Source organism: Nocardia sp. CY41 (assembly GCF_009829325.1).
Classification (GTDB): Bacteria; Actinomycetota; Actinomycetes; order Mycobacteriales; family Mycobacteriaceae; genus Nocardia.
On record NZ_VUOS01000020.1, the window covers coordinates 88,058 to 112,490 of the forward strand.

The 24,433-nt window shown below is 68.0% G+C and carries 23 protein-coding genes, 1 tRNA gene and 1 other RNA gene; 12 read left to right on the top strand and 13 right to left on the bottom strand.

The features are described from left to right. Nucleotides 1-304: 304 nt before the first annotated feature. The 4 genes from GVY64_RS22235 (at nt 305) to GVY64_RS22250 (ending at nt 5,541) form a co-directional block, all read left to right on the top strand. On the top strand, nt 305-1,123 hold the full coding sequence (locus GVY64_RS22235; RefSeq protein WP_159844494.1) for a hypothetical protein: 819 nt from the start codon (nt 305-307) through the stop codon (nt 1,121-1,123). Nucleotides 1,124-1,203: 80 nt separating this feature from the next. After that, nucleotides 1,204-3,453 carry an MMPL family transporter gene (locus GVY64_RS22240; protein ID WP_159844496.1) on the top strand — a complete coding sequence of 750 codons (2,250 nt, stop codon included), beginning with the start codon at nt 1,204-1,206 and terminating at the stop codon, nt 3,451-3,453. Continuing rightward, on the top strand, nt 3,450-4,139 hold the full coding sequence (locus tag GVY64_RS22245; protein ID WP_159844498.1) for a TetR/AcrR family transcriptional regulator: 690 nt from the start codon (nt 3,450-3,452) through the stop codon (nt 4,137-4,139). The genes GVY64_RS22240 and GVY64_RS22245 overlap by 4 nt, the downstream gene beginning before the upstream one ends. An 85-nt stretch (nt 4,140-4,224) precedes the next feature. Beyond that, nucleotides 4,225-5,541: an ammonium transporter gene (locus GVY64_RS22250; RefSeq protein ID WP_159844500.1), complete on the top strand. Its 1,317-nt coding sequence runs from the start codon at nt 4,225-4,227 to the stop codon at nt 5,539-5,541. Nucleotides 5,542-5,750: 209 nt separating this feature from the next. On the opposite strand, the gene GVY64_RS22255 is transcribed toward GVY64_RS22250, so the two are convergent. Then, entirely contained in the window at nt 5,751-6,671 is a 921-nt protein-coding gene (locus tag GVY64_RS22255; RefSeq protein ID WP_159844502.1) for a neutral zinc metallopeptidase, read from the bottom strand. A 283-nt stretch (nt 6,672-6,954) separates the two neighbouring features. On the opposite strand from GVY64_RS22255, the gene GVY64_RS22260 reads away from it, so the two are divergent. After that, on the top strand, nt 6,955-8,583 hold the full coding sequence (locus tag GVY64_RS22260) for a DUF2207 family protein (protein WP_159844504.1): 1,629 nt from the start codon (nt 6,955-6,957) through the stop codon (nt 8,581-8,583). Between the two features lie 59 nt (nt 8,584-8,642). Here GVY64_RS22260 and GVY64_RS22265 read toward each other — a convergent pair whose 3' ends face one another. From GVY64_RS22265 to GVY64_RS22275, 3 genes are all read right to left on the bottom strand, one after another. Then, entirely contained in the window at nt 8,643-9,914 is a 1,272-nt protein-coding gene (locus GVY64_RS22265; RefSeq protein ID WP_159844507.1) for an ROK family transcriptional regulator, read from the bottom strand. Nucleotides 9,915-10,257: 343 nt separating this feature from the next. After that, nucleotides 10,258-10,968 carry a hypothetical protein gene (locus GVY64_RS22270; protein ID WP_159844510.1) on the bottom strand — a complete coding sequence of 237 codons (711 nt, stop codon included), beginning with the start codon at nt 10,966-10,968 and terminating at the stop codon, nt 10,258-10,260. A 123-nt stretch (nt 10,969-11,091) separates the two neighbouring features. Then, entirely contained in the window at nt 11,092-11,667 is a 576-nt protein-coding gene (locus GVY64_RS22275) for an HhH-GPD-type base excision DNA repair protein (protein WP_159844513.1), read from the bottom strand. 264 nt (nt 11,668-11,931) lie between these two features. Here GVY64_RS22275 and GVY64_RS22280 point away from each other — a divergent pair, with 264 nt between their 5' ends. Both GVY64_RS22280 and GVY64_RS22285 read left to right on the top strand, forming a co-directional pair. After that, on the top strand, nt 11,932-12,738 hold the full coding sequence (locus GVY64_RS22280; protein ID WP_159844830.1) for a methyltransferase domain-containing protein: 807 nt from the start codon (nt 11,932-11,934) through the stop codon (nt 12,736-12,738). 8 nt (nt 12,739-12,746) lie between these two features. After that, the gene (locus GVY64_RS22285) at nt 12,747-13,187 is read left to right on the top strand and encodes an SRPBCC family protein (protein ID WP_159844516.1); all 441 of its coding nucleotides are present in this window, start codon (nt 12,747-12,749) and stop codon (nt 13,185-13,187) included. Between the two features lie 95 nt (nt 13,188-13,282). Here the strand turns inward: GVY64_RS22285 and GVY64_RS22290 are convergent, their stop codons facing one another. Next, nucleotides 13,283-14,572 carry an aminotransferase class I/II-fold pyridoxal phosphate-dependent enzyme gene (locus GVY64_RS22290; RefSeq protein ID WP_159844519.1) on the bottom strand — a complete coding sequence of 430 codons (1,290 nt, stop codon included), beginning with the start codon at nt 14,570-14,572 and terminating at the stop codon, nt 13,283-13,285. A 231-nt stretch (nt 14,573-14,803) separates the two neighbouring features. Further along, an RNA gene (gene ffs / locus GVY64_RS22295) (signal recognition particle sRNA small type) lies at nt 14,804-14,898 on the bottom strand. A gap of 127 nt (nt 14,899-15,025) precedes the next feature. Between ffs and GVY64_RS22300 the strand changes: the two genes are divergently transcribed. Beyond that, nucleotides 15,026-15,113 (top strand) — tRNA-Ser (locus GVY64_RS22300). Between the two features lie 307 nt (nt 15,114-15,420). Here the strand turns inward: GVY64_RS22300 and GVY64_RS22305 are convergent. The 4 genes from GVY64_RS22305 to GVY64_RS22320 are packed head-to-tail and all read right to left on the bottom strand — an operon-like array spanning nt 15,421 to nt 16,895. Further along, nucleotides 15,421-15,705: a hypothetical protein gene (locus tag GVY64_RS22305; protein ID WP_159844522.1), complete on the bottom strand. Its 285-nt coding sequence runs from the start codon at nt 15,703-15,705 to the stop codon at nt 15,421-15,423. A 10-nt stretch (nt 15,706-15,715) separates the two neighbouring features. Next, nucleotides 15,716-16,159, bottom strand: coding sequence for a hypothetical protein (locus GVY64_RS22310; protein ID WP_159844525.1), 444 nt, complete (start codon nt 16,157-16,159; stop codon nt 15,716-15,718). Then, entirely contained in the window at nt 16,156-16,500 is a 345-nt protein-coding gene (locus tag GVY64_RS22315) for a hypothetical protein (RefSeq protein ID WP_159844527.1), read from the bottom strand. Before GVY64_RS22315 ends, GVY64_RS22310 begins: the two co-directional genes overlap by 4 nt. Beyond that, nucleotides 16,479-16,895, bottom strand: a complete 417-nt coding sequence (locus GVY64_RS22320; RefSeq protein ID WP_236567054.1) for a hypothetical protein — start codon at nt 16,893-16,895, stop codon at nt 16,479-16,481. The genes GVY64_RS22315 and GVY64_RS22320 overlap by 22 nt, the downstream gene beginning before the upstream one ends. A gap of 607 nt (nt 16,896-17,502) precedes the next feature. Between GVY64_RS22320 and GVY64_RS22325 the strand changes: the two genes are divergently transcribed. Continuing rightward, nucleotides 17,503-18,552 (top strand): XRE family transcriptional regulator, encoded by a 1,050-nt coding sequence (locus GVY64_RS22325; protein ID WP_159844533.1) that lies wholly within the window; start codon nt 17,503-17,505, stop codon nt 18,550-18,552. On the opposite strand, the gene cutA is transcribed toward GVY64_RS22325, so the two are convergent. Beyond that, nucleotides 18,533-18,841, bottom strand: coding sequence for a divalent-cation tolerance protein CutA (cutA, locus tag GVY64_RS22330; protein ID WP_159844536.1), 309 nt, complete (start codon nt 18,839-18,841; stop codon nt 18,533-18,535). The genes GVY64_RS22325 and cutA overlap by 20 nt on opposite strands. Before the next feature lie 260 nt (nt 18,842-19,101). Between cutA and GVY64_RS22335 the strand changes: the two genes are divergently transcribed. Both GVY64_RS22335 and GVY64_RS22340 read left to right on the top strand, forming a co-directional pair. Next, nucleotides 19,102-19,581, top strand: a complete 480-nt coding sequence (locus GVY64_RS22335; protein WP_201298111.1) for a hypothetical protein — start codon at nt 19,102-19,104, stop codon at nt 19,579-19,581. Nucleotides 19,582-19,680: 99 nt separating this feature from the next. Beyond that, the gene (locus GVY64_RS22340) at nt 19,681-20,319 is read left to right on the top strand and encodes a hypothetical protein (RefSeq protein ID WP_159844539.1); all 639 of its coding nucleotides are present in this window, start codon (nt 19,681-19,683) and stop codon (nt 20,317-20,319) included. Nucleotides 20,320-20,337: 18 nt separating this feature from the next. Here GVY64_RS22340 and GVY64_RS22345 read toward each other — a convergent pair whose 3' ends face one another. Next, entirely contained in the window at nt 20,338-21,975 is a 1,638-nt protein-coding gene (locus tag GVY64_RS22345) for a WS/DGAT domain-containing protein (protein ID WP_236567070.1), read from the bottom strand. A 172-nt stretch (nt 21,976-22,147) separates the two neighbouring features. Between GVY64_RS22345 and qcrB the strand changes: the two genes are divergently transcribed. Then, entirely contained in the window at nt 22,148-23,788 is a 1,641-nt protein-coding gene (gene qcrB / locus GVY64_RS22350) for a cytochrome bc1 complex cytochrome b subunit (protein ID WP_159844545.1), read from the top strand. 95 nt (nt 23,789-23,883) lie between these two features. On the opposite strand, the gene GVY64_RS22355 is transcribed toward qcrB, so the two are convergent. After that, entirely contained in the window at nt 23,884-24,093 is a 210-nt protein-coding gene (locus GVY64_RS22355) for a DUF397 domain-containing protein (RefSeq protein ID WP_159844548.1), read from the bottom strand. Between the last annotated feature and the right edge of the window lie 340 nt (nt 24,094-24,433).

The window sequence follows — 24,433 nt, forward strand, 5'->3', positions numbered from 1 at the left end:
TCAGAGCTATCGCCCATGCTGCGCGAGGGAAGGTCGGACTTGCCCACCGAAGCATCCCGTCCGCGCCGGAAAAAATGAACTTCTACCCCGATTCACCACGACTTTTTGGAAATAACGAAACCGTCACCATGGGTGACAGCGACGCAATCCGCTGGCTAACGTGGCACTCGGCAACTTCGGTAGCCAAACCTTCATCAGGTTGGTGACCCCGGCCGGTCCCTCATCCCGACCGGGGCACAACCTACCGAACTGAGCCCACGGGTGACCAGCGCCAATCCCCACTTCCACCGGAGGACCGTCCACCGTGTCGTGTGACGACATCGCCGCCGCCTGGCTGTCCAGCACCGATTTCGCAGGCGACCGCTCCGCCGTCGCCCTCTTGAGCCGCGCCATCAGCCCGCAGGAGTTCGCGATCAAGCGCGACTCGCTGCCGGTCACCGCGGCCGCCGATCCGACCACCGCCGCGGCCATCCTCGAACTCCTCGAACGCGGCCAGGTGCCCACCATGGCCGCGATCCGCACTCTGACCGCGCAGAACGAGATGCGCCGCGAGGCCGAGCGCATCGAACGGCTCGGCCGCCGCGCCCAGCGCAGTATCGACGACTTCGGCCGGGTGCTCGCCAAACTGGCGGACGCGCATTGGACCGCGCACGGCTACGGGCCCACCCGGCGCGATGTGCTGTGCAGCGAGCAGATCATGACCCTGATCCGCACCCGCGTCGGCAATATCGCGCCGTCGGCGGTCAAACACCTCTGGCTGATCGAGCGGGCCCAGCGCGCGGGGTGGATCGCCTCCAACGCCAATCCACGGTCCCTGTGCGCCGCCCGGCGTTTCTACGCCGCCCAGTACGGCAACCGGGTCTCGTTGCGCCCCGTGAACACCATCGGCACCGCGATCGCGACCTATCTGGCGGATTACCAGGCCGAGCACGGCCGTCCGCCGCGCTGGTCGGTGGTGGCGCAAGAACTGCGCGACGACCGGGGCCGCCGGATTTTCCACAACACCGCCGATGCCCGCGCCCAGCAGCTGTGGTTGACCACCGCGGAGTGGGTGGAGATGCGCGACGACCTGCCCGTGCCCGGGCGACGCGGGTTGCGCGCCATCCGTAGATCTCGCGGCTGAACCGGAGCGGACCATGCGGACTCGACACCATAGGTTAACAGCGTTACTATAACGCCGTTAACCTAGCGAGCGGAGCCGCGATGCTGACCCGGATAGCCCGATTCATCACCCGATCTCCGCGCGCGGTGCTGGCCGCGGCCCTGGTCATCGCCGTTTTGTGCGGTGTTTTCGGCGCCACCGCGCCCGCGCATCTGAAGTCCGGCGGGTTCACGTCTAACGAGGCCGAGTCCGCCCGCGTCGCCGAGCTGATCGCCGACAACTTCGCCGGCGCAGCGCCCAATTTCGTCCTGCTGGTCGGCTCGGACGCCGGGGCGGACGACCCGGCCACCAAAGCGGCGGGCATCGAGCTGGCCGATGCGCTGAAGAACCGCGGTGACGTGCAGGGCGTGCAGTCCTACTGGACCACCCCGCAACCGCTGGCGAACGCGTTGCGCAGCACCGACGGCAAGAGCGCACTGGTCGTCGCCTACATCGACGGCGACGAGACGCAGGTCCAGAAGACCGCGAGCGAATTGGAGGGGCAGTTCGCCGGCGTCTCCAACGACGGCATCACGGTCCGCCAAGGCGGCATCGCCGCGATCTACCACGACGTCACCGAGCAGACCACCCGCGACCTCACCCTGGCCGAGGGCGTCGCGGTGCCGCTGTCGATGATCGTGCTGGTCCTGGTGTTCGGCAGCCTGGTGGCCGCGGCCCTCCCGCTGACCATCGGCGTGTTCGCCATCCTGGCGACGCTGGCGCTGCTGCGCCTGTGCACGCTGTTCACCGATGTCTCGATCTACGCGTTGAACATGACGACGGCGATGGGTCTGGCGCTGGCCATCGATTCCAGCTTGTTCATCGTCAGCCGCTTCCGGGAGGAGCTGGCGCGCGGCCTGGATCCGGCCGCGGCCACCATCCGGTCCGTGCAGACCGCGGGCCGCACCGTGTTGTTCTCCGCGCTCACCGTCGCGCTATCGCTGGCCGTGCTCAGCGTGTTCGACCTGTACTTCCTGAAGAGTTTCGCCTACGCGGGCGTCGCGGTCGTCGCCGCGGCGGCGGCCGCGTCGATCCTGGTGCTGCCCGCCGCGCTGGCCCTGCTCGGGCACCGGGTGAACTCCCTCGACCTGCGAGCTCCATTGCGCCGCCTGTTCCGGCGCGACGCGCCCGCACCCGGTCCGCACGCGCCCGAGGACAGCGGTTGGTACCGGCTGGCCGGCGTGGTGATGCGGCACGCGGCTCCGGTCGCGATCGTGATCATCGCCCTGCTGCTGGCGCTCGGCGCGCCGTTCCTGTCGGTGCAGTTCGGTTATCCCGACGACCGGGTGCTGCCGGAAACCGCGTCCAGTCGCCAGGTCGGCGACGCCATGCGCACCCAGTTCCCCCAGGCCGACCCGGTCGCCAGCACCACGATCGTGCTGGACGGCTATCGCGGCGACACCGCGGCGCTCGGCGGATACGCCGCCGAACTGTCCAAGGTCGAGGGCGTGCCCGCGGTCCTCTCCGCCGCCGGGGTCTACGTGACGGGCGCGCGGGTCGCGCCCGCACCGCCCGGGATGAGCAACGACACCGGCACCTACCTGAGTGTCGCGACGAAGCTCGATCCGTTCTCCCCCGCCGGTGACCGTCAGCTGAACGCGATCCGGGCGATCCCGGCGCCGGGCGAGGCGCTCTTCGGCGGCGCTGCGGCGGCCAACGCCGACTCGCTGCAGGCGCTGGCCGCCCGGCTTCCGCTCGCGGCCGCCCTGATCGCCCTCACCACGTTCATCGTGTTGTTCCTGTTCACGGGCAGCGTCGTGCTGCCGATCAAAGCGCTCGTGCTGAACACGCTGTCGCTGGCCGCCGCCTTCGGCGCGATGGTCTGGGTGTTCCAGGAAGGCCACCTTTCCGGGCTGCTCGGTTTCACCGCAGTCGGCTACCTGGTGCCGACCATGCCGATCCTGATGTTCTGCCTGGCCTTCGGTCTGTCCATGGACTACGAAGTGTTCCTGCTGTCGCGGGTCCGCGAGGAGTGGCTGGCCACCCACGACAACACTCGCGCGGTGGCGGTCGGCCTGGCGCGCACGGGCCGGATCTTCACCGCGGCCGCCGTGCTGATGGCCATCGTGCTCGGCGCGCTGGTGACCGCGAAGGTGTCGTTCATGCAGCTGCTCGGCCTCGGTCTCACGCTGACCGTGCTCGCCGACGCCACGATCATCCGCGGCCTGCTCGCGCCCGCGCTCATGCGCCTGCTCGGTCCGCTCAACTGGTGGGCGCCCGCACCGCTGGCCCGCCTGCACGCCAAGATCGGTCTGACCGAGGGCGAGGAGGACGCCGCCGCCCGTCCGCTGGAAACCGCAGGGCGGGCATGATCGGCGGCAGACGCCCGCGCTCGCCGCGCGGTTCCGGCGCTCAGCTGCGCGAGGAGATCCTGCGCGCCACGGCCGAGCTGCTCACCAGGACCGGGCACGCCGATGCCGTCTCCATCCGGGCGGTCAGCAAGCTGGTCGGCGTGAGCGCGCCGTCGATCTACCGGCACTTCGCCGACAAGGACGAGCTCATCGAGGCGGTGGTCGCCCAGGTCTTCGAAGACCTGGCCGACGCGATGCGGGCGGCCACCGATCCCGCGGCCTCCCCGGTGACGCAGTTGCACGAGCAAGGCATGGCCTACGTCCGCTTCGCCCTCGCGCATCCCGAGCAGTACCGGCTCGCGACCGCGCCCACCGAGACCGAAGGCGCGGTGGACCAGGTCCTCACCAGCGGGGCCTTCCAGCATTTCGCTGCCACGGTGCGCAAATGCATGGACGACGGGACGATGGCGCCGCGCGATCCGCGGCCGATCGTGCTGGAGCTGTGGTCCGTCGCCCACGGCATCGCCTCCCTGCTGCTGGCCAAGCCCTTCCTGCCCTGGGGCGACGCGGAAGCAGTCGCCTCGCGCGTGATGGGCGCGGCGTGCCTCGGGTACAGCGTGCTCGACCTGGTCGGCGCGGACCCGCCCACGCCGGACACGGTCACCACGTGGCTGCGCCGCGTCAGGGAGGGCTCACCCCCGGCCTGACCGCGCTCGAGCCGATCGGCTGTCGACCCGCTAGCGACCGTTCGGTAACTTCCTTCCAGCGCACGCGCGCGGAAGGAGTGCACCCTTGTCCCCGACCATCGATCCGGCGGCCACCGCCTGGCTGCTCGTCAGCACAGCCCTCGTCCTGCTCATGACCCCGGGCCTGGCCATTTTCTACGGCGGGATGGTGCGCTCGACCGGCGTACTCAACATGTTGATGATGAACTTCATCGCGATCCCGCTGGTGACCGTCACCTGGCTACTTCTCGGCTACAGTCTGGCGTTCGGCGCCGACGCGGGCGGCGGCCTCATCGGTGGCCTCGGTCACCTCGGCATGGCGGGCATCGATCCCGGCTCGGTGCGCGGCTCGGTGCCCGAATTGTTGTACGCGACGTTCCAGCTCACCTTCGCCGTATTGACCGCCGCGCTGGTCAGCGGCGCCATCGCCGACCGCGCCAAGTTCTCCGCGTGGATGATCTTCGTGCCGCTGTGGGCGCTGGTGGTGTACGCGCCGATCGCGCACTGGGTGTGGGGCCCGGACGGTTGGCTCGCCTCGTTCGGCGCGCTGGACTACGCGGGCGGCCTGGTGGTGGAGATCGCCTCCGGCGCGTCGGCCCTCGCCCTCGCACTGGTGCTCGGCCCGCGCATCGGGTTCCGCACCGACGCGATGCGACCGCACAATCTGCCCTTCGTACTGCTCGGCGCGGGCCTGCTGTGGTTCGGCTGGTTCGGCTTCAACGCCGGTTCGGCGCTGGCGGCCAACGGCCTCGCCGCGGCCGTCTTCCTGAACACGCTGGTGGCAGGCTGCCTCGGCATGCTCGGCTGGCTCGCGGTGGAACAGATCCGCGACGGCAGGCCCACCACCTTCGGCGCCGCGTCCGGCGTGGTGGCCGGCCTGGTCGCCATCACTCCCTCCTGCGGGTCGGTGAACACCTCGGGCGCGCTGCTGGTCGGGCTCGCGGCGGGCGTGCTGTGCTCGTTCGCGGTGGGGTGGAAGTTCAAGGCGGGCTACGACGATTCCCTCGACGTGGTCGGCGTGCACTTCGTCGGCGGCATCGTCGGCACCGTGCTGATCGGCCTGCTCGCCACCGAGGTGATGACCGGCGGCGTCGAGGGCCTGCTGTTCGGCGGTGGGTTCACTCAGCTCGGCAAACAACTGGTGGCGGTGCTCGTCGTCGCGGCCTACGCGTTCGGCGTCTCGTTCGCGCTCGGCAAGAGCATCGACCGGCTCGTCGGATTCCGGGTCAGCAAGGAGGACGAGACCGCGGGCATCGACTTCGCCCTGCACGCCGAGACGGCGTACGCCGAAGGGGTGCACGGCCACGCGCCGCGCCGCCTCGGCGAGGGGCATTTCGGGCGTCCACACCCCGATCGCGCCCTCGAAGACGATCAGCACGACTGAAATGATCGGCGGCGATGCGGATCCGGTGGCGCATATCCGGCTCGCACTCCCGACCGCGGCTGAAAGCCTGGTCACGCCAGATCGAGGTGTCGGTGTGCTGGACACCGTCGCCGCGCGACAGCGTCGCGATCACAGCCGGGCGGCCCCACACCGACGTGGGCCGCCAGAATTCGCGTGGTCGGGAGAGCCCCGGCCGCGCGGTGACCGCCTCAGCTGACCGAACTCGCCGACGCGGTGAACGTATTGCACTGCGCCGCACGGTTCTTGTCCAACCCCGTCTCGAACCACTGCCCGCCGTTCTCCGCGGAGCCGTGGTCGCGCATGTCCCCCGCCTGGTCGCCGCGCCCGTAGGCGTCCTTGCGCGCCAGGGTGAGCTGCGTGTCGGAAAGCGAACCCCCCTTCGACGACGAGGACAGGTACATGCCGTCGAAGCAGTTGGCCTGCAACTCCACTCGCCGCGACAGTTCCAGTCCCTTGGAGCTGCGCGGTCCCACGTCGGCGCGCTCGCTGTTGGCCCTGCGCAGGATGCCGGACATGGCTTGCACGTGGTGGCCGTACTCATGCGCGAAGACCGACAGGTAGACCACCCAGTTGTCCTTGAAGTAATCGGTCTGCAACTGGCTGATCGGCATGTAGATGGTCTTGTTCGCCGGGCAGTAGAACGCGGCGAAATTGCTGGTCGAACCGGTGCACGGCGTGGTGATACCCGCCGTGGTCGCGCTGACGTTCAGCGCGGGCGGCTGAAACGGCAGATTCGCCTTGCTCAGCACGGGTTTCCATGCCGTCTCCAGGCACGACGCGGCGCTCTCGAAGAACTTGCGTGCGGCATCCACCCGAGTGCCCCACGGCGAGTAATCGCACCGCGCCGGAATCAACGTCGCGCTCGGATCCGTGAGCAACGGGTTGTTGCCGGTCTCCGACGGTCCGGACGAACCGTCCGGCTGGGCGTCGAACGTGAAGCTCGGCTGCGGACCGGACGCGTCGTTGTCGCCACGCCCCACCGAGATCGCATTGCGCACCAGCCCCGCCGCCACCACGAAGACGACGATGACCAGCAGCACCACCCATCCGCCGCCACCCCGTTTGCGGGGCGGCGGGTAGGGCGGCCGCCCGGGCGGACCATAGGGCATCGGCGGTGGGACCGGCGGGCCGTAACCCGGTGGCGGGCCGTAGGCGGGCGGGGCATATCCCGGCGGTGGCCGGTACCCCGGAGAGGGACCATAACCGGGAGGCGGGCCGTAACCCGGCCGCGGGCCGTAGGGCGCAACGTAGCCGGGCGGCGGGACCGGACGCCCTCCATGCGGGACCGGTCCGTGTCCGTACGGTGGTTGTGTCACGCCCCCGTACCCCCTCGTCTCAGTGATCGCCGACAGCCGCTGACGCAGAATAGCAAGCTGTCTAGAGTAGGCGACCATGCTGACTTTTCGGGGGGCCGCCCTAGGCGCGCTGCTTCTCGCCATCGCGGGAATGTTCGCGACGGCCCCGGTCACCCAGGCCCAGTCCGAGCCGGGCGTGGCCATCACCGCCGATCTGAAGCTGAACCGCGAGGGCATCCTCGAAGTGGTCGAACAGGTTTCGGTGCCGCCGGAGGGCTCCTTCCGGATGGTGCTTCCGCTGCGGTTGAAGGTGAGCGACGACGCCGAACGCGTCTTCCGGGTGACCGACGTGGACACCGAGGGCGCGGGCACCGCGACGGTCGCCAACGACCAGTTCACCATCGAGGCCCGGCCCGGCGTCTCCACCTTCCGGTACTCGGTGCAGAACACCGTGAGTGACGCGCGGGGCACCCAGGTGTTCCACTGGCTCGGTGTGCTCAACACCGATATCGCGTCCATCAGTGCCTCGCTGATCAGTCCGAGCTTCGAAATGGGCATCGTCGACTGCAAACTCGGTCCGCCCGGCGCCACCCGGCCCTGCGCCGACGTCAAGATCGAAAGCGACGGCGTCCTGTTCCTGGAGCAGACCGACCTGCACAAAGGCGACGCGATCGACCTGACGCTGCAGTTGCCGCCCGGCACCGTGCCGAGCAACGCCGACGTGCGCGGCAGCGGTGACGCGGGCCCCTTCGCGATCACCGCCCCGGTGCTCGTCGCGTTCGGCGTCCTGCTGCTCGCGCTGGCGGCGCTGGCCGCCTTCGTGCTGCGCGCCCGCCGCCGGGACGCGGCGGTGGGCGGCGGTTCGGAGACGATCGACCCGCTGCTGCGCGAGGGCGACCGCGTGCAGTTCACCTCGCCCGACGGCGCGCTGCCCGGCGAGGCGGGGCTGCTGCTGGACGGGCATGTCGATCCGGTCGACGTCGCCGCGACGGTGGTGGACCTCGCGGTGCGCCGGTATCTCCGGATCACGCCGCTCAGCGACAGCGACTGGCGGATCGCCCGGGTGAACACGCCGGACGATCAGTTGCGCTCCTACGAGAAGGCCGTTTACGAGGCGTTGCTGCCGGACGGCACCGACGCGGTGACACTGGGCGAGTTGCGCAGGCCGGGGCGCGTGGCCTCCGGTCCGGTGCGCGCCGCCATGGTGGCCGACGCAGTCGCGCGGGGGAACTTCCTCGATCGCCGTCGCCCCGGCCCGGCGATGTGGCTCGGCGGGGCGCTGGTGCTCGCGGGCATCGTGGCGACCGTGGCCCTCGCGCTCACTTCGGGGCATGCCTTGGTCGGTGTCGCCATCGCGCTCGGTGGCGTCGCCGCCCTGCTCGCGCCACAGTATCTGCCGGTGCGGACATCGCGCGGGCTGGAGCTCGCCCGGCAGATCCGCGCACTCCAGCGCGGACTGGAAAACACTCGGCGCGAACACATTCCGCCGATCGATCAGGAGACCGTGTTCTCCCGCGCGCTGCCGTTCATGGTCCTCGGCGCACGCGCCGACAACTGGATCCGCGCCTTCCGCGACCTCGATCCGTCGGCGGACGCGCAACCGGGCGTCTACTGGTTCGGCGGCTTCGAACGCGACCGCAACCTGCAGCGCTTCGCCGGGCACTTCCCGTTCTTCATCACCGCGTTGGAAGGGCTTTTCGCCGTAGCGGGCGATCCACACCGCTGACGTCACGCACACGAAAGGGCGACCGGCCGGTGCGGCCGGTCGCCCTTCGACGTAGGTGCTCAGTCGATCGACGCGGTGCGCCGGACCGCGGCCAGCGGATCGGCGTAGAGAACGCTCAGCGACGTCACCACCGCGGCGTATTCCTGGACCTTGCCGCCGAATCCGCTGATCCGGATATCGGTGGGCGGCAGCGACGAACCCTGGTTGAACGCGCGGGCGACATGCGCGACCGCGGGCCGGTAGCCGGTGAAAGCCTGCCCCCCGAGGATCACCCGATCGGGGTTGAGCATGTCGCGGACCATCGCCACGGTGTGGCCGAGGATGGTGGCCCGTTCGGCGAGCAGTTCCCGCGCGGACTCCGAACCCGCTTCCGCGGCCCGGTGCAGGTCGGCGATGGTCGAACCCGCGGTGCCGTTGTGCGCCGGGATGATGCCGCGGCCGACAGCCCTGGAGTGCAGCGACCGATCGCCGACGGTCACCTCCAAGCAGCCGCGCCGTCCGCAGGGGCATTCGACGTCCGAGCCGGTGGGCAGATGCGCGATCGAACCGGGGCCGTTGCTCGGCGTGTGCACCCGTCCGTCCAGAGTTACTGCGATACCGGCGGTTTCACGCACATAGAAGTACAGGCTGCTGCCCCGCTCGACGCGGGCTTGGTCCTTGGGCTCACCCGTGGGCAGCAACAATTCGGAACCGGCCATCGCCTCCACGTGCGGCGCCACCGAGACGGGCAGCTCCAGCACCTCGCCGAGCACCGAACCGACCTGCGCCCCACGCCATTCCAGCTTCGGGTGGTCGACGACGCCGGTGAGCGGGTCGACCCGCCCGCCGATCGCGACACCGGCCCACAGCGCCTTGCGCCGGTGCCAGCGCTGCAGGAACGCCTTCGCGCTGCGTGCCACGGTGGTGGTGGCGAATTCCTGGCCGGTCTGCGGGGTGGCGATGGCCAAACCGCCGAGAATGCGGCCGCGCAGGTCGGCGGCGACGATCTTGGTGACCGCGGCGCCGATGTGGATGCCGATGGTCAGGTAGGCGTCGTGATCGATCTCGAACGGGACGCGGGGGCGTCCGACCGCACCCGAGGCCGTCAGATCGGGGCGCTCGCGCAGCAGGCCGGCCGCGAGCAGTGCGGAGACCTGGCGATTGACCGTGGCGATGCTCAAACCCGTTGTGCGCGCGGCATTGTCACGGGAAACAGGACCGCCGGTGGCGGCCCGCAGCACCGCGGCCGCCGGGTTGTCGGCGATGCGCAGTTCGGGAGCGACGACCGGACGCTGGACGCGGGCACGGCCGGTAACCCTGGAGACGGAACGTTCAAGGGTGGGAAGGGACATTGTGCAGATCCTTGCTGAAGTCCCGTAAATCAACGGGACGTGCCTACATGGGCGGCGAGGCAGCAAACGAGCGGGGAAAACCGGCTCAGCTGCAGCAAGAGAGGCGACACAGTTCGCGCGTCAACGGCAGCCGAAGACCCAGCGCGGCGGTCACGTAAGTGACGCGCAGGAGGTTCGATCGGCCAGCAGACATGTCATTTAAATTAACACCGATATCCATGACACACCAACCCTCGACGCGCCGTTGTGCGCACCGGCACATTGTTTCCCCAGGTCGCAAGCGCACGAAAAGACCCCGTCCCGGCGGATGTCCGCAGGGCCGGGGTCTTTTCACGCGGAAGCATTACTTCGGTGCGGCGAACGGCTGATTGACCGTCGTGAAGTACTGGATCGCCGCGCCGATCGCCACCGGAGCGGTGATCAGGATCTGCCCCGCCACAGTGCCGAGCGCGCCGACCGCCGCGATGCCGACGAGGCAGCCGACACCCGCCGCCGGGATGAACGGACCGAACAGGCCCGCGATGGTCCCCGCGGCGATGGTCGCGCCCGCGATGCCACCGAGCACGCAGCCGACCGCCGCACCGCCGATACCGCCCACCAGGGTGCCTATCGCGGCGCCCATGGTGATGGTGCTGGTCAAGCGGGTCCAGGCGGCGACCTCACGGTCGTATTCGCTCTTCCACGGCGCCTTGTCCTCGAACGGGAGCGCGACCGGCTTGTAGACCGCGTGCTCCCGGTCGAGCAGCGGCGTCAGCGTCGCGCTGCGGCCGGAGATCTGTGCGGCGATCGGGAATTCGAAGTCGTCCAACTGAAACCGCAGCGGATGACCCGCGAGGACGGTACCGTTGGACGCCTTCACCTTGAACACGCCGTCCTCGACGACCAGCGATCCCGCGTCGGTTTCGATGATCGACTGGGTATCGGTCGCGTACGCGGTGAAATTGACCGCGCTTTCCACGCTTTCTTCTTCCGGTGCGGCGCCGGACGTACCCGCGGCCACTCCGGTCGCAATGGTGACCAGCGCCGCCACCACGGCGAGCTTCCTCATCCTCATGTCCTGCAATCCCTCATCTCAGGTGGAGCCCTTCGAGGCAAGCATCCGGCAGGAACTCCGGCGAAACGAGGAAAAAAAGCATGCAGATTTCAAATAGGCAACCGGCGAGTTACGGCTGCTGGACTACTTCGCTTTGGCGGCCGCTTTCGCCTGCTTCTTGAATTCCCTTACCTGCGCGAGGGATTCGGCGTCGGTCACGTCCGCGACCGAACGGCGCGAGCCCTCGTCACCGTAGGCGCCCGCCGCGGCGCGCCAGCCGTCCGGCCGGACGCCCCGCTGCTTTCCCAGCAGGGCCAGGAAGATCTTCGCCTTCTGCTCGCCATAGCCGGGCAAGTCCTTCAGTCGCCGCAACACTTCTTTGCCGTCCGGGTCCCCCGTGGTCCAGATGTTCTCCGCCTTGCCGTCGTAGTGCTCGATGACGTAGCGAGCCAGTTCCTGGGCACGCCGGGCCATGGAACGGCCGTAGCGGTGGATCGCGGGCGGCGTCGCGGCGAGTTCCTCGAACTCCTGCGGGTCGGCCTCGGCGATGCGGTGGATGTCGAACCCGCCCATCCGGTCGGCGATCTTCTTCGGGCCGCGGAAGGCGTGCTCCATCGGGTATTGCTGGTCCAAGAGCATGCCGAGCAGCGTGGCGAAGTGGTCCTCGGTCAGCAGCCTGTCCGCCTCGGCGTCCTGCGCCAGACACAGCGTGCGCGTCACTGTCCCGCCTCTCCGTATCTTCCGGCCGTACTGGTAGGTGCCACGAGATCCGCGCTCAGGTCCTGCGTCGGTGCCTTTTCTGTCCGGGCGCGTCCGACGAGTTACCCATGTACTCACGAAAGCGCACCGTTCATCAACCATAGTGACCCGCCTCACAGTGCCTACGCGCGGGTAGATGACCTGCCGCGTAGGCTCCAGGCCATGCCTCAGATGACGGCGACACCGACCAAGACGACGGCAACGGCCAGGGATGGACACGGGCCCATGAACACCTACGCATTGCGCCCCGATCGGTTCGACCGAGCAGGCCAGGACCAGCTCGTCGACGTGCGCGACCTCCAGGCCGCGCTGCCCGGCATCCGCCGCTTGCGCACCTGGGCGCACGAAGCGCTCGCGCTGCGGCCCGGTGAACACGCCGTGGACATCGGTTCCGGCACCGGGTCGGAGGTCATCACGTTCGCCGAGGCGGTAGGCCCGAACGGCAGCGCGGTCGGCGTCGAGCCGGACCCGCAGCTGCTCGCCTCCGCCGAGCGCCGCGCCGCCCAGGCCGGCTCGTCCGCCAAATTCCACTCCGGCGACGCCTACGGCGTGCCGTTCGGCGCGGACAGCTTCGACGCCGTTCTGTGCGAGCGCGTCTTCCAGCATCTGACCGCCCCTGCCCGCGCGGCCAACGAGATCGCGCGCGTGCTCCGTCCGGGCGGACGAGTCGTCGTGGTGGACAGCGACTGGGGCACCGCGATCATGCACCCCGGTGACCGGCAGGTCGTCCGCGAGGTGATCGACACCCTCGTATCGGCGACCACCAACCCGCTGTCGGGCCGCAGGCTTCCCGGTCTGCTCACCAAGGCGGGCCTGGTGGTCGACGACATCGGCTCGCAGGCCTTGGTGCAGGATCGCAGCGTGGGCGCGGGCTCGCTGGTGACCAGGATCTCGGCGATGGCGGTGGCGCGCGGCGCGATCACCGAGGCGCAGCGCGAACAGCTGCTCGGCGATCTGGAGCGGGCCGCGGCCAGCGGCGACATCCATCTCTCGGTGACCATGTTCGCCGTCCTCGCGCACAAGCCGCACTGAGCAGGCCGATGGCCGTCGACGTGCTGACCGACATCGCGATCGACCGCTCCCGCGAGCTGGTCGCGGCGTACGCGGCCGATCCGGCGCACGCCCCGGCCTGGTACGCGCGCATCCACAGCGTCACCTGGGAGACCGAGCCGCCACTGCGCGCCGGTTCGCGGATGACCTTCGTCGCCCACTTCCTCGGCAACCGGCTGACCTACACCTACGAGGTGGTCGACTACGAGCCCGCCAGACGGCTGGTGATGCGCACCGCGCAGGGGCCGTTTCCGATGGAGACGACTTATACCTGGGCCGATACGCCGGAGGGCGGCACCCGCATGACGCTGCGCAACCGCGGCGAGCCGAGCGGCTTCGGGAAACTCGCCGCTCCGCTGCTGGAGGCGGCGATCCGGCGGGCCAACCGCGGGGATCTGGCCCGGCTGAAGGAGGTGTTGGAGACCGGGTAGAGGCGCCTTCCCCGGCCGGGCCCACTGCCCGTACAGAACAAAGATCGCCCGGCACGAGATCCGTGCCGGGCGATCAGTCGTTCCGGGTCCGCCGCCTACTTGCCGAGCAGCTTCTCGGTGGCCGCCAACAGCACGCACGTGGCCAGGCCGTCCATCGCCTTCTCCAGCTCGGGCAGCTTGGGGAAGCTCGGCGCGATGCGAATGTTCTTGCCTTCCGGGTCGTTCCGGTACGGGAAGGCCGAACCGGCCGCGGTGAGCGCGATGCCCGCTTCCTTCGCGAGCGCGATCACCCGCGCCGCGGTGCCTTCCAGCACGTCCAGGCTGATGAAGTAGCCGCCCTTCGGCTCGGTCCAGGACGCCACCTTGGATGCCCCGAGACGGTCCTCCAGGATCTTCAGCACCAGGGCGAACTTCGGCTCCAGGATGGCGCGATGCTTCTGCATGTGCGCGCGCACCCCGTCGGCGTCGCGGAAGAAGCGCAGATGGCGCAGCTGGTTGATCTTGTCCGGGCCGATGCTCTTCTTCGAGGCGTGGCTCAGGTACCACTCCAGGTTCGCGGTCGAACCGCCGATGAAGCTGACGCCCGCGCCCGCGAAGGTGATCTTCGAGGTCGAGGCGAACACCAACGGGCGGTTCGGGTTCCCGGCTGCCGCGGCCAGGCCGAGCACATCGATCACCGGGGCGGCGGTGTCGGTGAGCGGGTGCACCGCGTACGCGTTGTCCCAGAACAGCCGGAAGTCGGGCGCGGCGGCCGGCATCGAGACCAATTCGCGGACAACGTCTTCGGAGAAGACGACTCCGGTCGGGTTGGAGTAGTTCGGCACGGCCCACAGACCCTTGATCTGCGGATCGTTCGCCAGCAGCTCGGCGATGGCGTGGGTGTCCGGGCCGTCGTGGCGCATCGGGATCGGGATCATCTCGAAGCCGAGCGCCTCGGTGATCGCGAAGTGCCGGTCGTAACCGGGCGCCGGACACAGGAACTTGAGCGTGTCCTCGGCGGCCCAGCGCCGCTCGGAATCGTTGGTGCCGTAGAGCATCGCGTAGCTGATCACGTCGTGCATCAGTTCCAGGCTGGCGTTGTTGCCCGCGAGCAGGTTGTCCACCGGGATGCCGAGCAGTTCGCCGAAGATCGCGCGCAGTTCCGGCAGACCGTGCAGCCCACCGTAGTTACGGCAGTCGGTGCCGGTGCCGTCGCGGAAATCGCCGTCGCCGGGCAGGTGCAGCAGGGCGGCGGACAAGTCGAGTTGCTCCGGCGAAGGTTTCCCCCGGGTCAGGTCCAGCGTGAGCTTCTCGGTCTTGAGCGTCGCGTAGTTCGCGGACTGGGTCTCGTGCTCGAGCACGAGCTCCTCATGGCTCATCAAACCGATCTGCGTTTGCCGGGGCATCCTGGGCAGCCTTTCAAGCAGCGAGGGGACGATGGTCTGGCCGGACCGATGGGCGGCGGCCGAACAGTTGTCCGTACAGACGCACGTGCATCCGCGGACGGTGTTCACGTTACCCGTGCGGTGGCCGGAATTGGAGGCGTTATCCAAGGGCGGAATGGGCGCCGACCGGACGAGCCCATCCGCATCCCGCACCGGCCCGGGGGAGACGAGGCACCCGCGCGAGACCTTGAAGAAAGGGGACCCCGCGCACCCGGCAGAGCCCGTTGACCCTTGCTGCCTTCCGGCCCTGGGGGAGTTCACAGGATGCGCGCCGCGCGGGATCCGTCGGCCAGTGTAGCGCCTCCGGCCCCCAAACCCATCCTCCGGGTCCACAACCGTCCTCGACCAGGCACTTCATCCCTTCGGACGGCCCTATTTGGCGACGGGCCGGGGGCTACCGGTATGCTGCTCCACGGAGGATTCGCCTAGTGGCCTATGGCGCTCGCCTGGAACGCGGGTTGGGTTAACGCCCTCAGGGGTTCAAATCCCCTATCCTCCGCCACGAAAGGCCGGGTCAGGAGTACTCCTGACCCGGCCTTTGGCAACAGTTACGGCACAGCGGTCGAGAACGGGCATCTGCAGGGATGTCGGCGGATTCGCTGTCTCCGGCTTACCGGTCTACTTCTCCAGCTTCGCCGGCATCCAACTACCGGCTGGTCGACACCTGCGGGTGCGGATCCGGATGCCGCCGCTCGATTCGGTCGTCGCGCCGCTGGAGGGCGCCCCGCGAGCGTAGGTGCTGTCCGACGAAGGAGGCGCCCCGCCTCCGTCGACTCGGAGCGGGATTCTCTGGCTCCGATGTGCCCGGTCTACATCCCCAGCTTCGCCAGCATCCACGTACCGAGGGCGTACATGTCGTCGGCGGGAATGGCGCGCGTGTAGTGCAGGGGCGGGGTTATCCAGCGGAACCGACGCCATCCGCTGGCCGGACGGATGACCCAACCGCCGTACTCGCGGTGTGGATGCCACTGACCTTCACCGGTATAGCCGGGCTCGCGGATTTCACGCCGGAACCAGGATTGCACGTGACAGCGAAACACAAACCAGCGAGTCGACCACGTAGCAGGGCCGCTAGTGATAACGAGCAGCTTCATCGGAGTGAACTTAGCACTGGAGGATAACGGGCACGCTTTCTTTGCGTCCCTCGCTCGTACCGGTGTCCCAGGTGGCCCGCATGACGATCTTGGCCTGCCACATGCCGGGCAGGCAGTCCAGCGCCATCGCGGCCGTGTGGACGCTGGGGTTGGGTATCTGCGTGACGATGCCGGGCTCCCCCTTCGGCTTCGGGTTGCTGGTGCCCGACCGATGCCACAGCTGCAACGTGAGGTGGAACTCGAGCGGGGCAGGATCGCAGGTCACTGTTCCGCCGACGACGACGGCCTTGTGCAGCACGTACGGGATCTTGTTGAACTCAAACTTGCATACACCGGTGGGCTCGGCCGCCACGGGCTCGACGGCCGCGATGGCTCCGGCCGGGGTGGCGACTGCGGCGAGCACTGCCACTGCGGAGCACCCCGCGAGCAGAGCGCGGCCGATTCGTAATTTCATTTCTTCCTCCTTCTAGGGTGGGCGTGCCGACCGCCTCGCCGGGTCGGTGCCGTTGATGTGACATCGAGGGGTGGTGCGATTCCGGCCGCATGCAATGTCCGCTGGATCTCCCGCTTGCGCGGGCAGCAGCCGAGGCGGCAGCCGATATGCCGCACCCATTGCTGACGCGCCTGCTCCACCGTCAGCGGCCGGGGTGCGGGCTCGTGGCTGAGGCGTTCGTCGATCTCGCTGAACGGCAGACCGGTCACCCGTTCACCGATCAGCAACCAAACGGCGGCGAAAACGCAGACGATGGCAACCATCAGCGTCGAGGCGACGATCAGCACCGGCCCGGCGGGCATGGCTGTCCGTCCACCACTGCGGCGACGAGGTCGCCCCACCGGGTGGCGAGGTACCCCACCCGAGACCACGCCGAGTGCAGGGTTTCTGCGGTTACCTCGTCCTGCGCCATCAGCAGCGACTCGGCGTCGACATACGCGGCGACGAGTGCGTCAGCCCCAGGCCCGACCGCATCGGCGTCGGTACGGGACGGCGCGAGGTGCGTGGCGACCCACTGGTTGATCAACACCACCAGCTCGGCTCGGCGCCGGTCTATCTCGCTGACGCGTTCAGGGCTGACGCGACGAGTGCGATGCAGCTGGGCGAGCGCCCGCGTCCACCGAGTGACCAGGTGATCGCCCGGCTTGTCGCCGGTGACGCAGCGAATCGCCGCGCTGACCTCATGCCAGTCCGGCAAGCCGCGCCGGGACCTGTAGCCCGCGTCCACAATCGTTACCCCTCCGCTCCGAGTGAGTAAGCCATCGCGGCGAGGTATTGCAGACAGCCGCAGCTGTGGCCGGAGTGAGCAGTAAGGACGAACCGGGCACGGTCCAGATCGAGATCTGTGGGCTCAGTACCGCAGTCGCGGTAGTGCGCGGCCCACAGGTCCCGGATGTCTCGCGAAATACGCATGGCAGCCTCCGTGACGGACGATTGCGGGTACACCGGTGCAAGGCCGACCGGGCGCATGGCTGGACGACCTCCGCACGGCCGGGTGCGGACAGGTCTGATGAGGCGTTCGCCTCCGCTACCGGCGTGCTGTTTCAGCGTTCTCGCTGCGCAGACCGGCGAACAGCGCAAAACTGTAGGCAAACAAGCAGTTTCGGCCGTAGGGGGCGAAGACGAACGAGCTGTTCAAATCTCTCAGGCTGGCTCGCGGCTGGACACACAGCGAGCTGGCGGAGTTGGTGTGCGTCGAAGTGGAGCGCGCTACAGGCTGTCGGTCGGCGGTTGACGCCCAAGCAATCGGAAGACTCGAACGTGGCGAGATTCGATGGCCTAGAGCTGCGACGAGACGGGCACTTGTGGCAGTGTTGGGAGCAGCTTCGGAATCCGAGATAGGGCTTTACCCGAAGCGGACCCAGCGCGACGCCGAGAAGGATGAAGCTACGAGACGCAGGGATTTTCTAGCAGTGGCGGGAGTATCGATTCCGCTGGTCGGCGCAGGATCACCGGGGCGGGTGGGCGCGGCGGACCTCGATGAGATGCGTGACCGGTTCACTCGTCTGCAAGATCTCGACAACGTCGTGGGAGGCGGTGACACCTTTCACCTGTACTTCTCCGAATTGACCCGGACTGAACAGATGTTGCGCCACGGCACCTACAGCACATCGATACATACCGCGCTGACCGAGCTTGCGGGCGAACAAGCCCAGCAGGCCGGTTGGGCTGCCTTCGACGCCGGATTCTCCGAGCACGCACTACGCCTGTACCGGTACAGCCATCGCGCCGCGAACGAGGCCGACAACCCGGAACTCGCAGCAAACGCATTGATTCAAATCGCTTATGTCACAGGGGAGCGCGAAGCGGTGGTCGCAGCCGATGCTGCTTGTTCGGCTATCGGGTCAGATGCTCCCGCACAGGCTCGTGCCCTACTCGAATCACGGCGAGCCTGGTCGCTGGCAACGGTTGGTGAGCGCGACGGGGCCGCGCGCGCCTTGGAGACCGCCGCCCGCGCGCTCGACGACGAAACCTCCCGTCCGGCTGCGAAGTGGTTCGCGTGGATGAACTGGAACGAGTTGGACATCATGACGGGCCGCGTATGGTCGGTTCTGCGCGATCCCGACAAGGCGACCGCACCGCTCAACCGCGCTCTCGATTCATATCCGGATCAGTGGTTCAGGGACAAAGCCCTGTACCTGACTTGGCTGGCCGACGCTCACCTCGACGCGGGCAACCCTGAGGAGGCGATGGTGATCACGCAAAAGGCTCTTGCTTCCGCCGAAAAGGTAGCGTCAGCCCGGCCGCTGGCTCGCGTACAGCAGGTTGCACAACGTGTCGCCGGGATACCTGGCGGCGCCCAACTCTGGTCACGCGCTCGAGCAGCCAGGGTCCCTATTCCGACGCGCTTGTAGAGCGGGCCACCCAGCGCCCGTATTCTTCTGGGTACCACTCGATCGGTTGGCCCACCAACTCCGGGTTGTCCCAGGGATGCAGTTCTTTGACTCGTTCCGCGAGTTTGTCTCGCGTAGCCTCAGAGGTACGGAGTTCGACACGCCACTCCTGTCCGTCGCCGAGTTCGCCGAGATGCCAGAACACCGACTTGATGGGGCCCGTGATGGACGCCCCGGCCGCCAACCGCTCGGACACCACGGCGCGGGCGATCTCTTGGGCTACTTCCTCGGTCGGGGTGGTCGTTGTCACGGACCACACACTCGGGATTGCCATCAAGCCAGCCTAGCGAGGGGCACACGATGGGGCTTCGTTATCCGATGCAAATTCGCCGCAGAGGACGAAACGGCAGGAACCGGCGTCGAGCCTCTACGCGGCTTGGCATCTGCGCCGGACCGTGTCGCGAAGAAACCGGCGAGGTGTACAACCGGACCGTAGAGTTCGGCACGGTCGCCGAATTGCGGGAGCGGATGCGGCCGCTGGTTGCCGCGACAGCATAGGAGCACATCTGCATGGTGCGTATCGGCGTCACCGGGCACATGAACATCACCGAGGCCACCGCACCGTTGGTGTACGACGCGGTGCGTGCGCTGCTGGACGAGCACGATCCGAGCGAGTTGGTCGGAGTGAGTTGTATCGCGCGCGGTTCCGATTCGGTGTTCGCGCGGGCGGTGCTCGATGCGGGTGGGCGGCTCGAGGTGGTGTTGCCGTCCCGGAACTACCGCGAGCGGAAGGTGAAACCGGATCACGCCGAGCTGTTCGACGAGCTCCTGAAGAACGCGGCCGAGGTGCGTGTGATGGATTTCGACGACGCGGGCCGTACAGCGTACGAAGCGGCCAACGATGCCGTGGTGGGGTCGGTCGATCGACTGATCGCCGTGTGGGATGGCGATGCCGGGCAGAAGGCGGGCACGGGGACGGTGGTCGAACTCGCGCGTGCGCGCGGGGTGCCGGTCGATGTCGTGTGGCCGGAAGGCGCCGCACGGGACTGACGCCGGACCACCTTCGGATTTCCTCCCGGGTAGCCGGACGAGCCGGATTCGCCCGATCTAGGCTGTGCGACTTCCCATTCCGATGGAATGATCGTCCCCGTGACTCAGTGGCTCCCGCTTTTCGGTTCTCTCGTCGTCGGCATTGCGGTCTTGGTCGGCGTGCTGGTCAACAACCGCGCCAACCGGGCGGCGGTCGCCGCCGCGGACGAGCGGAACCGGGTCACCTTGGACGCGGCGCAGCGCAACGTCGAGTTGACGAACGCGGCGGCGGAGCGGCGCGAGCTGGACAAGTGGCGGCGGGAGTCGGTGCTGGCGGGAGTCTCGTCCGTGCTGGCCATCTCGAGCGACGTCCGCCGGCAGTTGTTGCACTGCGATCGCTGGGAGGCGGAGGAACTGGATCAGCTCGATGAGGAGGTTCGGGAGGCCATCGCCGGCTCGCGGGATTTCATCAGCACCTTGCGCGTGGTGGCGCACCGCAAGATCCCCAATCGCTGCGAGGACCTGATGCGGACGCTCACCGCGGCGCTGAACATCAGCCTGCAACGCCGCCGGATCGAACTCGACGGCGAGGCCACCGCCGAAGAGATCACCGAGATCCAGGCGCTGTGGTCGCGGGCGATCGAGAACACCGTCGAGGAGGAGCGCTCGGTCATCAACGTCACCCGGCTGGAACTGGAGATCAAGATCTCCGCCGAGGTCCACCAGGCCACGCCCCAGCCCGCCCTCGCCCGTTCCTGACCGGCGGGCGAACGAGCGTCACGCCGGAGCGGAACCCACCCCGGCGCGACGCGCCTCCAGCAGCGCGGCGCGGAGGTGACCGGCGTAGGCGTCGAGATCCGGCAGGACCGCCGGATCGGCGTGCAGGGAGATGGTGACGGTGTCACCGAGTCCGTGCACGCCGTGGGTCAGGTGCATGACGGAGCCGATCGCCGGAAATCCGGCGGTGAACCGCACCGGCCCGCCACCGAAGGACAGGTCGGCCGGCCCACGGTCGACACTGGAGACGACGGTGTGCCCCGCTATCGAGCCGGGAACGGTATCGAGGGGATAGCGGTCGACGTCCCGCCGCAGCATGAAGGCGGGAATCGTCGCGGTGACCCGGTCCTGCGCCGACAGCAGTGGGTGTCGCGCGCGGACCCGCCGTTCGGCGAGCGCGGCGGCGATCTTGTCGGCGCGCAGACGCAGATCGGGTTCGTCGACGAAGAGGTCGACTCCGAGACTGCGATAGTTGTTGCGTGGACCGGTGGCCTCGGCCAGGGCCATCGGGACCTGTGCACCGAGACGCTCCACCGGCTCGCCCCGGTCGGCCAGATAGCGGGCGAGCGCCACCGATACCGCGGTCAGGACGACGACAGTGACCGTACGACCGGGCACCCGCAACTCTCCGGCCGGAAACACCAGCATCCGAGCTTCGTGCCGCGAGATCCGCTCCGCCGCCGCACGGTTCAGCACGGTCGGCGGAAAACCTGGCCCCGGCGGGGGCAATTCGCCCGCCTCGGTCAACACCGCAAGCCGCTGCTGGGCTCGAAAGGCCTGGTAGCCGCGCACCGCTGTCGCGGCCAGCCGGGCCGGAACGCGCAGGAGACCGACCGCCGAATCGACCAGCACGCTTGCCGGGAACGCGCTTCCCCACATCACATCCCCGAGCATCCGCACACGCGCCACCGTCGAGCCGACCCGCACTCGCACCGACGACCCGCTCGCCGACACCGAGTCCGCCTCGGTCCGCTCACGGGCAATCGCGGTCCGGCCGACCCCTCGCGGATCAGCGAATTCCTCTTGCGCGGACATCTCCGGAACCGATCGATCCGCGCCCCGAGCCCGGCCACCCGAACTCTCGGCACCTGCGGCATCAGTGGCACTGTCGTCGGCTGGTCCCCCACCGGGGCCTGACACGCCAGTACGGCTTTCGTGCTCGTCGGAGAGGTCGCCCGCCCCGCCGAACAGCGCACGCGCGATCACCGAGGCCCGCCGGCCGTCGGCCAGCGCGTGGGACATCTGGAGCACCACCACGAGCGCCGGCTCACCCACCAGCCCCGGCGCGTCGGCAACCGAGCGAAACACATGCAGCCGCCACGGGTGCACCGCGGCGTCGACACCGGTGCCGAGCAGCTCGCCGAGAGCCTCCAGCAAGTGCGACCAATTACGTTCCGGCAGTTCGTGTTCCACGATTTGCTCGGCGGCGAATTCAGATCGCGTCCAGAACGGGTAATCGATGTCCCCTGGCAGTTCGCGCAACCGGACCCGCAGGTCCGCGATCCGCGCACTGCATTCGGCAACAGACGCGCGCAGTTCCTCGATGGGCAGTCCGCGATCGGCGAAGCAATACAGCAGAAAAAGGTCGTTGCGCGTGCGTGCGGACAGCCAATACATCGTCGCGTCCTGCGGTGCCATCGCGCTCACAGTAAAACGATATCGACTCGGATTCGGCGGCGTCCGGCGAGCCCGAGTCAATGTGAATGATCTTGTTCCACATATCGTCCGGAAAACGTCATCGATTCCGGCACCCAGCTCTGCTACCGTCTGTAGTAGAACGGATACCACTCACCCAGGCGGGGTGTCGGCCATGGCTGTAGATCTAGCTCGCACAATTGCCAACCAAGCCGATGAGGCGGACGAACGGTATAAGGCCGCGGCGTTCGTGAAGCGGTCGATCAACAAGGTCTTCCCGACACACTGGTCGTTCCTGCTCGGCGAGATCGCCCTCTACAGCTTCATCATCCTGCTGCTGTCGGGCGTCTACCTGACCCTGTTCTTCGACCCCTCCATGACGGAGGTCGTCTACAACGGCGCCTACCAGCCGCTGCGCGGCGTGACCATGTCGCGGGCGTACGAGACGGCGCTCGACCTCTCCTTCGAGGTGCGCGGCGGCCTGTTCGTCCGCCAGGTCCACCACTGGGCGGCCCTGCTGTTCGCGGCCTCGATCATCGTGCACCTGTTCCGTATCTTCTTCACCGGCGCGTTCCGCAAGCCGCGTGAGGCGAACTGGGTGATCGGATCGCTGCTGCTGATCCTGGCGATGTTCGAAGGGTTCTTCGGGTACTCGCTGCCCGACGACCTGCTCTCCGGCACCGGCCTGCGGGCGGCGTTCTCGGGTATCACGATCTCCATCCCGATTATCGGCACCTGGCTGCACTGGCTGATGTTCGGCGGCGACTTCCCCGGCGAGATCATCATCCCCCGCTTGTATGTGGCGCACGTGCTGCTCTTCCCCGGCATCATTCTGGCGCTGATCGCGGCGCACGTGGCGCTGGTGTGGTACCAGAAGCACACCCAGTTCCCCGGCCCCGGCCGCACCGAGAACAACGTGGTGGGCGCGCGGATCGTGCCGGTGTTCGCCGCCGATCAGGGCGCGTTCTTCGCCTTCACCCTCGGCATCGTGGGCATCATGGGCGGTCTCTTCCAGATCAACCCGATCTGGAACCTGGGGCCGTACAACCCGTCGCAGGTGTCGGCGGGTTCGCAGCCGGACATGTACATGATGTGGACCGACGGCATGGCCCGCTTGATGCCCCCGTGGGAGCTCTACCTCGGCCGTTACACCGTGCCCGCCGTGTTCTGGGTCGCCGTGCTCATGGGTCTGGTGTTCACCGTGCTGATCGCCTACCCCTGGATCGAGAAGCGGCTGACCGGCGACCGAAGCGCACACCACAACCTGCTGCAACGTCCCCGCGACGTGCCGGTGCGCACGGCGATCGGCGCGATGGCGATCACGTTCTACGTCGTGCTCACGCTGTCGTGCGTCAACGACATCATCGCGTACAAGTTCGACATCTCGCTGAACGCGACGACTTGGGCAGGCCGCATCGGCATCCTGCTCGCGCCGCCGCTCGCCTACTTCCTGGCCTACCGCATCTGCCTCGGCCTGCAGCGCAGTGACCGCGCGGTGCTCGAGCACGGGGTGGAGACCGGCGTGATCAAGCGCTTGCCGCACGGCGAGTACATCGAGGTGCACCAGCCGCTCGGCCCGGTGGACGCGCATGGCCACCCGCTCCCGCTGGAATACCAAGGCGCACCCGTGCCGAAGAAGATGAGCAAGCTGGGCGCGGCGGGCAAGCCGGGCACCGGCAGCTTCCTGCGCGCGGATCCGCGCGAGGAGAGCGTGCGGCACTTCGAGCTCGAGCACGAAGAAGAACGCAGGCAGCTCACCGTGTTGCGCAAGATCCAGGAACGGGCGAACGGTCACGGAAACGGCTCCGCCCATTGAGGATTCGCCGGCACACCCGTCCGGATAACCGCGAAGGCCCCGAGTCCACACGACCCGGGGCCCGCTTTGCCTTGTTCAGGCCATTCCGGAGCGGTTCAGCCGCGCCGGAACTCTCCCGTCGAGACCCCCACTAGGAATGCATCCCACTCGCCCGGCGCAAACCCCAAGACCGGGCCACTTCCACTGTCCTTCGTGTCACGAACCGCGACATTGCCGTCGACGAGGAAAGCGACTTCCACGCAGTTCCCATCCGGACCGCTGTATGTGCTCTTGCGCCACACAGCGCCCGCCCAATCAACCTCCACGGCACTAGCTCCTTTGCTGCGTCGAGAGCGAGATTTCTCCTGACATCGTTCCAGCTAGCATCGGTATCCGACTGGAAAGCCGAATCCCGTGGTGCACCCCACGCCGGAGCGCACATTCCCGGTGCGTCGATATCGCACATCGAGTTCGAGAGGAAATTAACCTCGCGCGGGGCCTCTCCCCGCGGCGTAACCCTAGCAGGTCCTTCGAAAGTTTGCCCGGCTCTTGCCTATTCAATCATCGCAACCACACACGTTTGCGAAGCATGGGAGTTGCGGGAACATTGCCAGCTCCTGGCATTCATTCCACACACCGATGATCCACAATGTTTTTAACGGATGT

What these genes read in the sequence shown, in the direction of transcription:
- GVY64_RS22240 (WP_159844496.1), top strand. Translation starts at nt 1,204, where the DNA reads ATGCTGACCCGGATAGCCCGATTCATCACCCGATCTCCGCGCGCGGTG.
- GVY64_RS22245 (WP_159844498.1), top strand. Translation starts at nt 3,450, where the DNA reads ATGATCGGCGGCAGACGCCCGCGCTCGCCGCGCGGTTCCGGCGCTCAG.
- GVY64_RS22255 (WP_159844502.1), bottom strand. Translation starts at nt 6,671, where the DNA reads ATGCCCTATGGTCCGCCCGGGCGGCCGCCCTACCCGCCGCCCCGCAAA.
- GVY64_RS22260 (WP_159844504.1), top strand. Translation starts at nt 6,955, where the DNA reads ATGCTGACTTTTCGGGGGGCCGCCCTAGGCGCGCTGCTTCTCGCCATC.
- GVY64_RS22265 (WP_159844507.1), bottom strand. Translation starts at nt 9,914, where the DNA reads ATGTCCCTTCCCACCCTTGAACGTTCCGTCTCCAGGGTTACCGGCCGT.
- GVY64_RS22270 (WP_159844510.1), bottom strand. Translation starts at nt 10,968, where the DNA reads ATGAGGATGAGGAAGCTCGCCGTGGTGGCGGCGCTGGTCACCATTGCG.
- GVY64_RS22280 (WP_159844830.1), top strand. Translation starts at nt 11,932, where the DNA reads ATGAACACCTACGCATTGCGCCCCGATCGGTTCGACCGAGCAGGCCAG.
- GVY64_RS22285 (WP_159844516.1), top strand. Translation starts at nt 12,747, where the DNA reads ATGGCCGTCGACGTGCTGACCGACATCGCGATCGACCGCTCCCGCGAG.
- GVY64_RS22290 (WP_159844519.1), bottom strand. Translation starts at nt 14,572, where the DNA reads ATGCCCCGGCAAACGCAGATCGGTTTGATGAGCCATGAGGAGCTCGTG.
- GVY64_RS22305 (WP_159844522.1), bottom strand. Translation starts at nt 15,705, where the DNA reads ATGAAGCTGCTCGTTATCACTAGCGGCCCTGCTACGTGGTCGACTCGC.
- GVY64_RS22310 (WP_159844525.1), bottom strand. Translation starts at nt 16,159, where the DNA reads ATGAAATTACGAATCGGCCGCGCTCTGCTCGCGGGGTGCTCCGCAGTG.
- GVY64_RS22315 (WP_159844527.1), bottom strand. Translation starts at nt 16,500, where the DNA reads ATGCCCGCCGGGCCGGTGCTGATCGTCGCCTCGACGCTGATGGTTGCC.
- GVY64_RS22335 (WP_201298111.1), top strand. Translation starts at nt 19,102, where the DNA reads ATGGTGCGTATCGGCGTCACCGGGCACATGAACATCACCGAGGCCACC.
- GVY64_RS22345 (WP_236567070.1), bottom strand. Translation starts at nt 21,975, where the DNA reads ATGGCACCGCAGGACGCGACGATGTATTGGCTGTCCGCACGCACGCGC.
- qcrB (WP_159844545.1), top strand. Translation starts at nt 22,148, where the DNA reads ATGGCTGTAGATCTAGCTCGCACAATTGCCAACCAAGCCGATGAGGCG.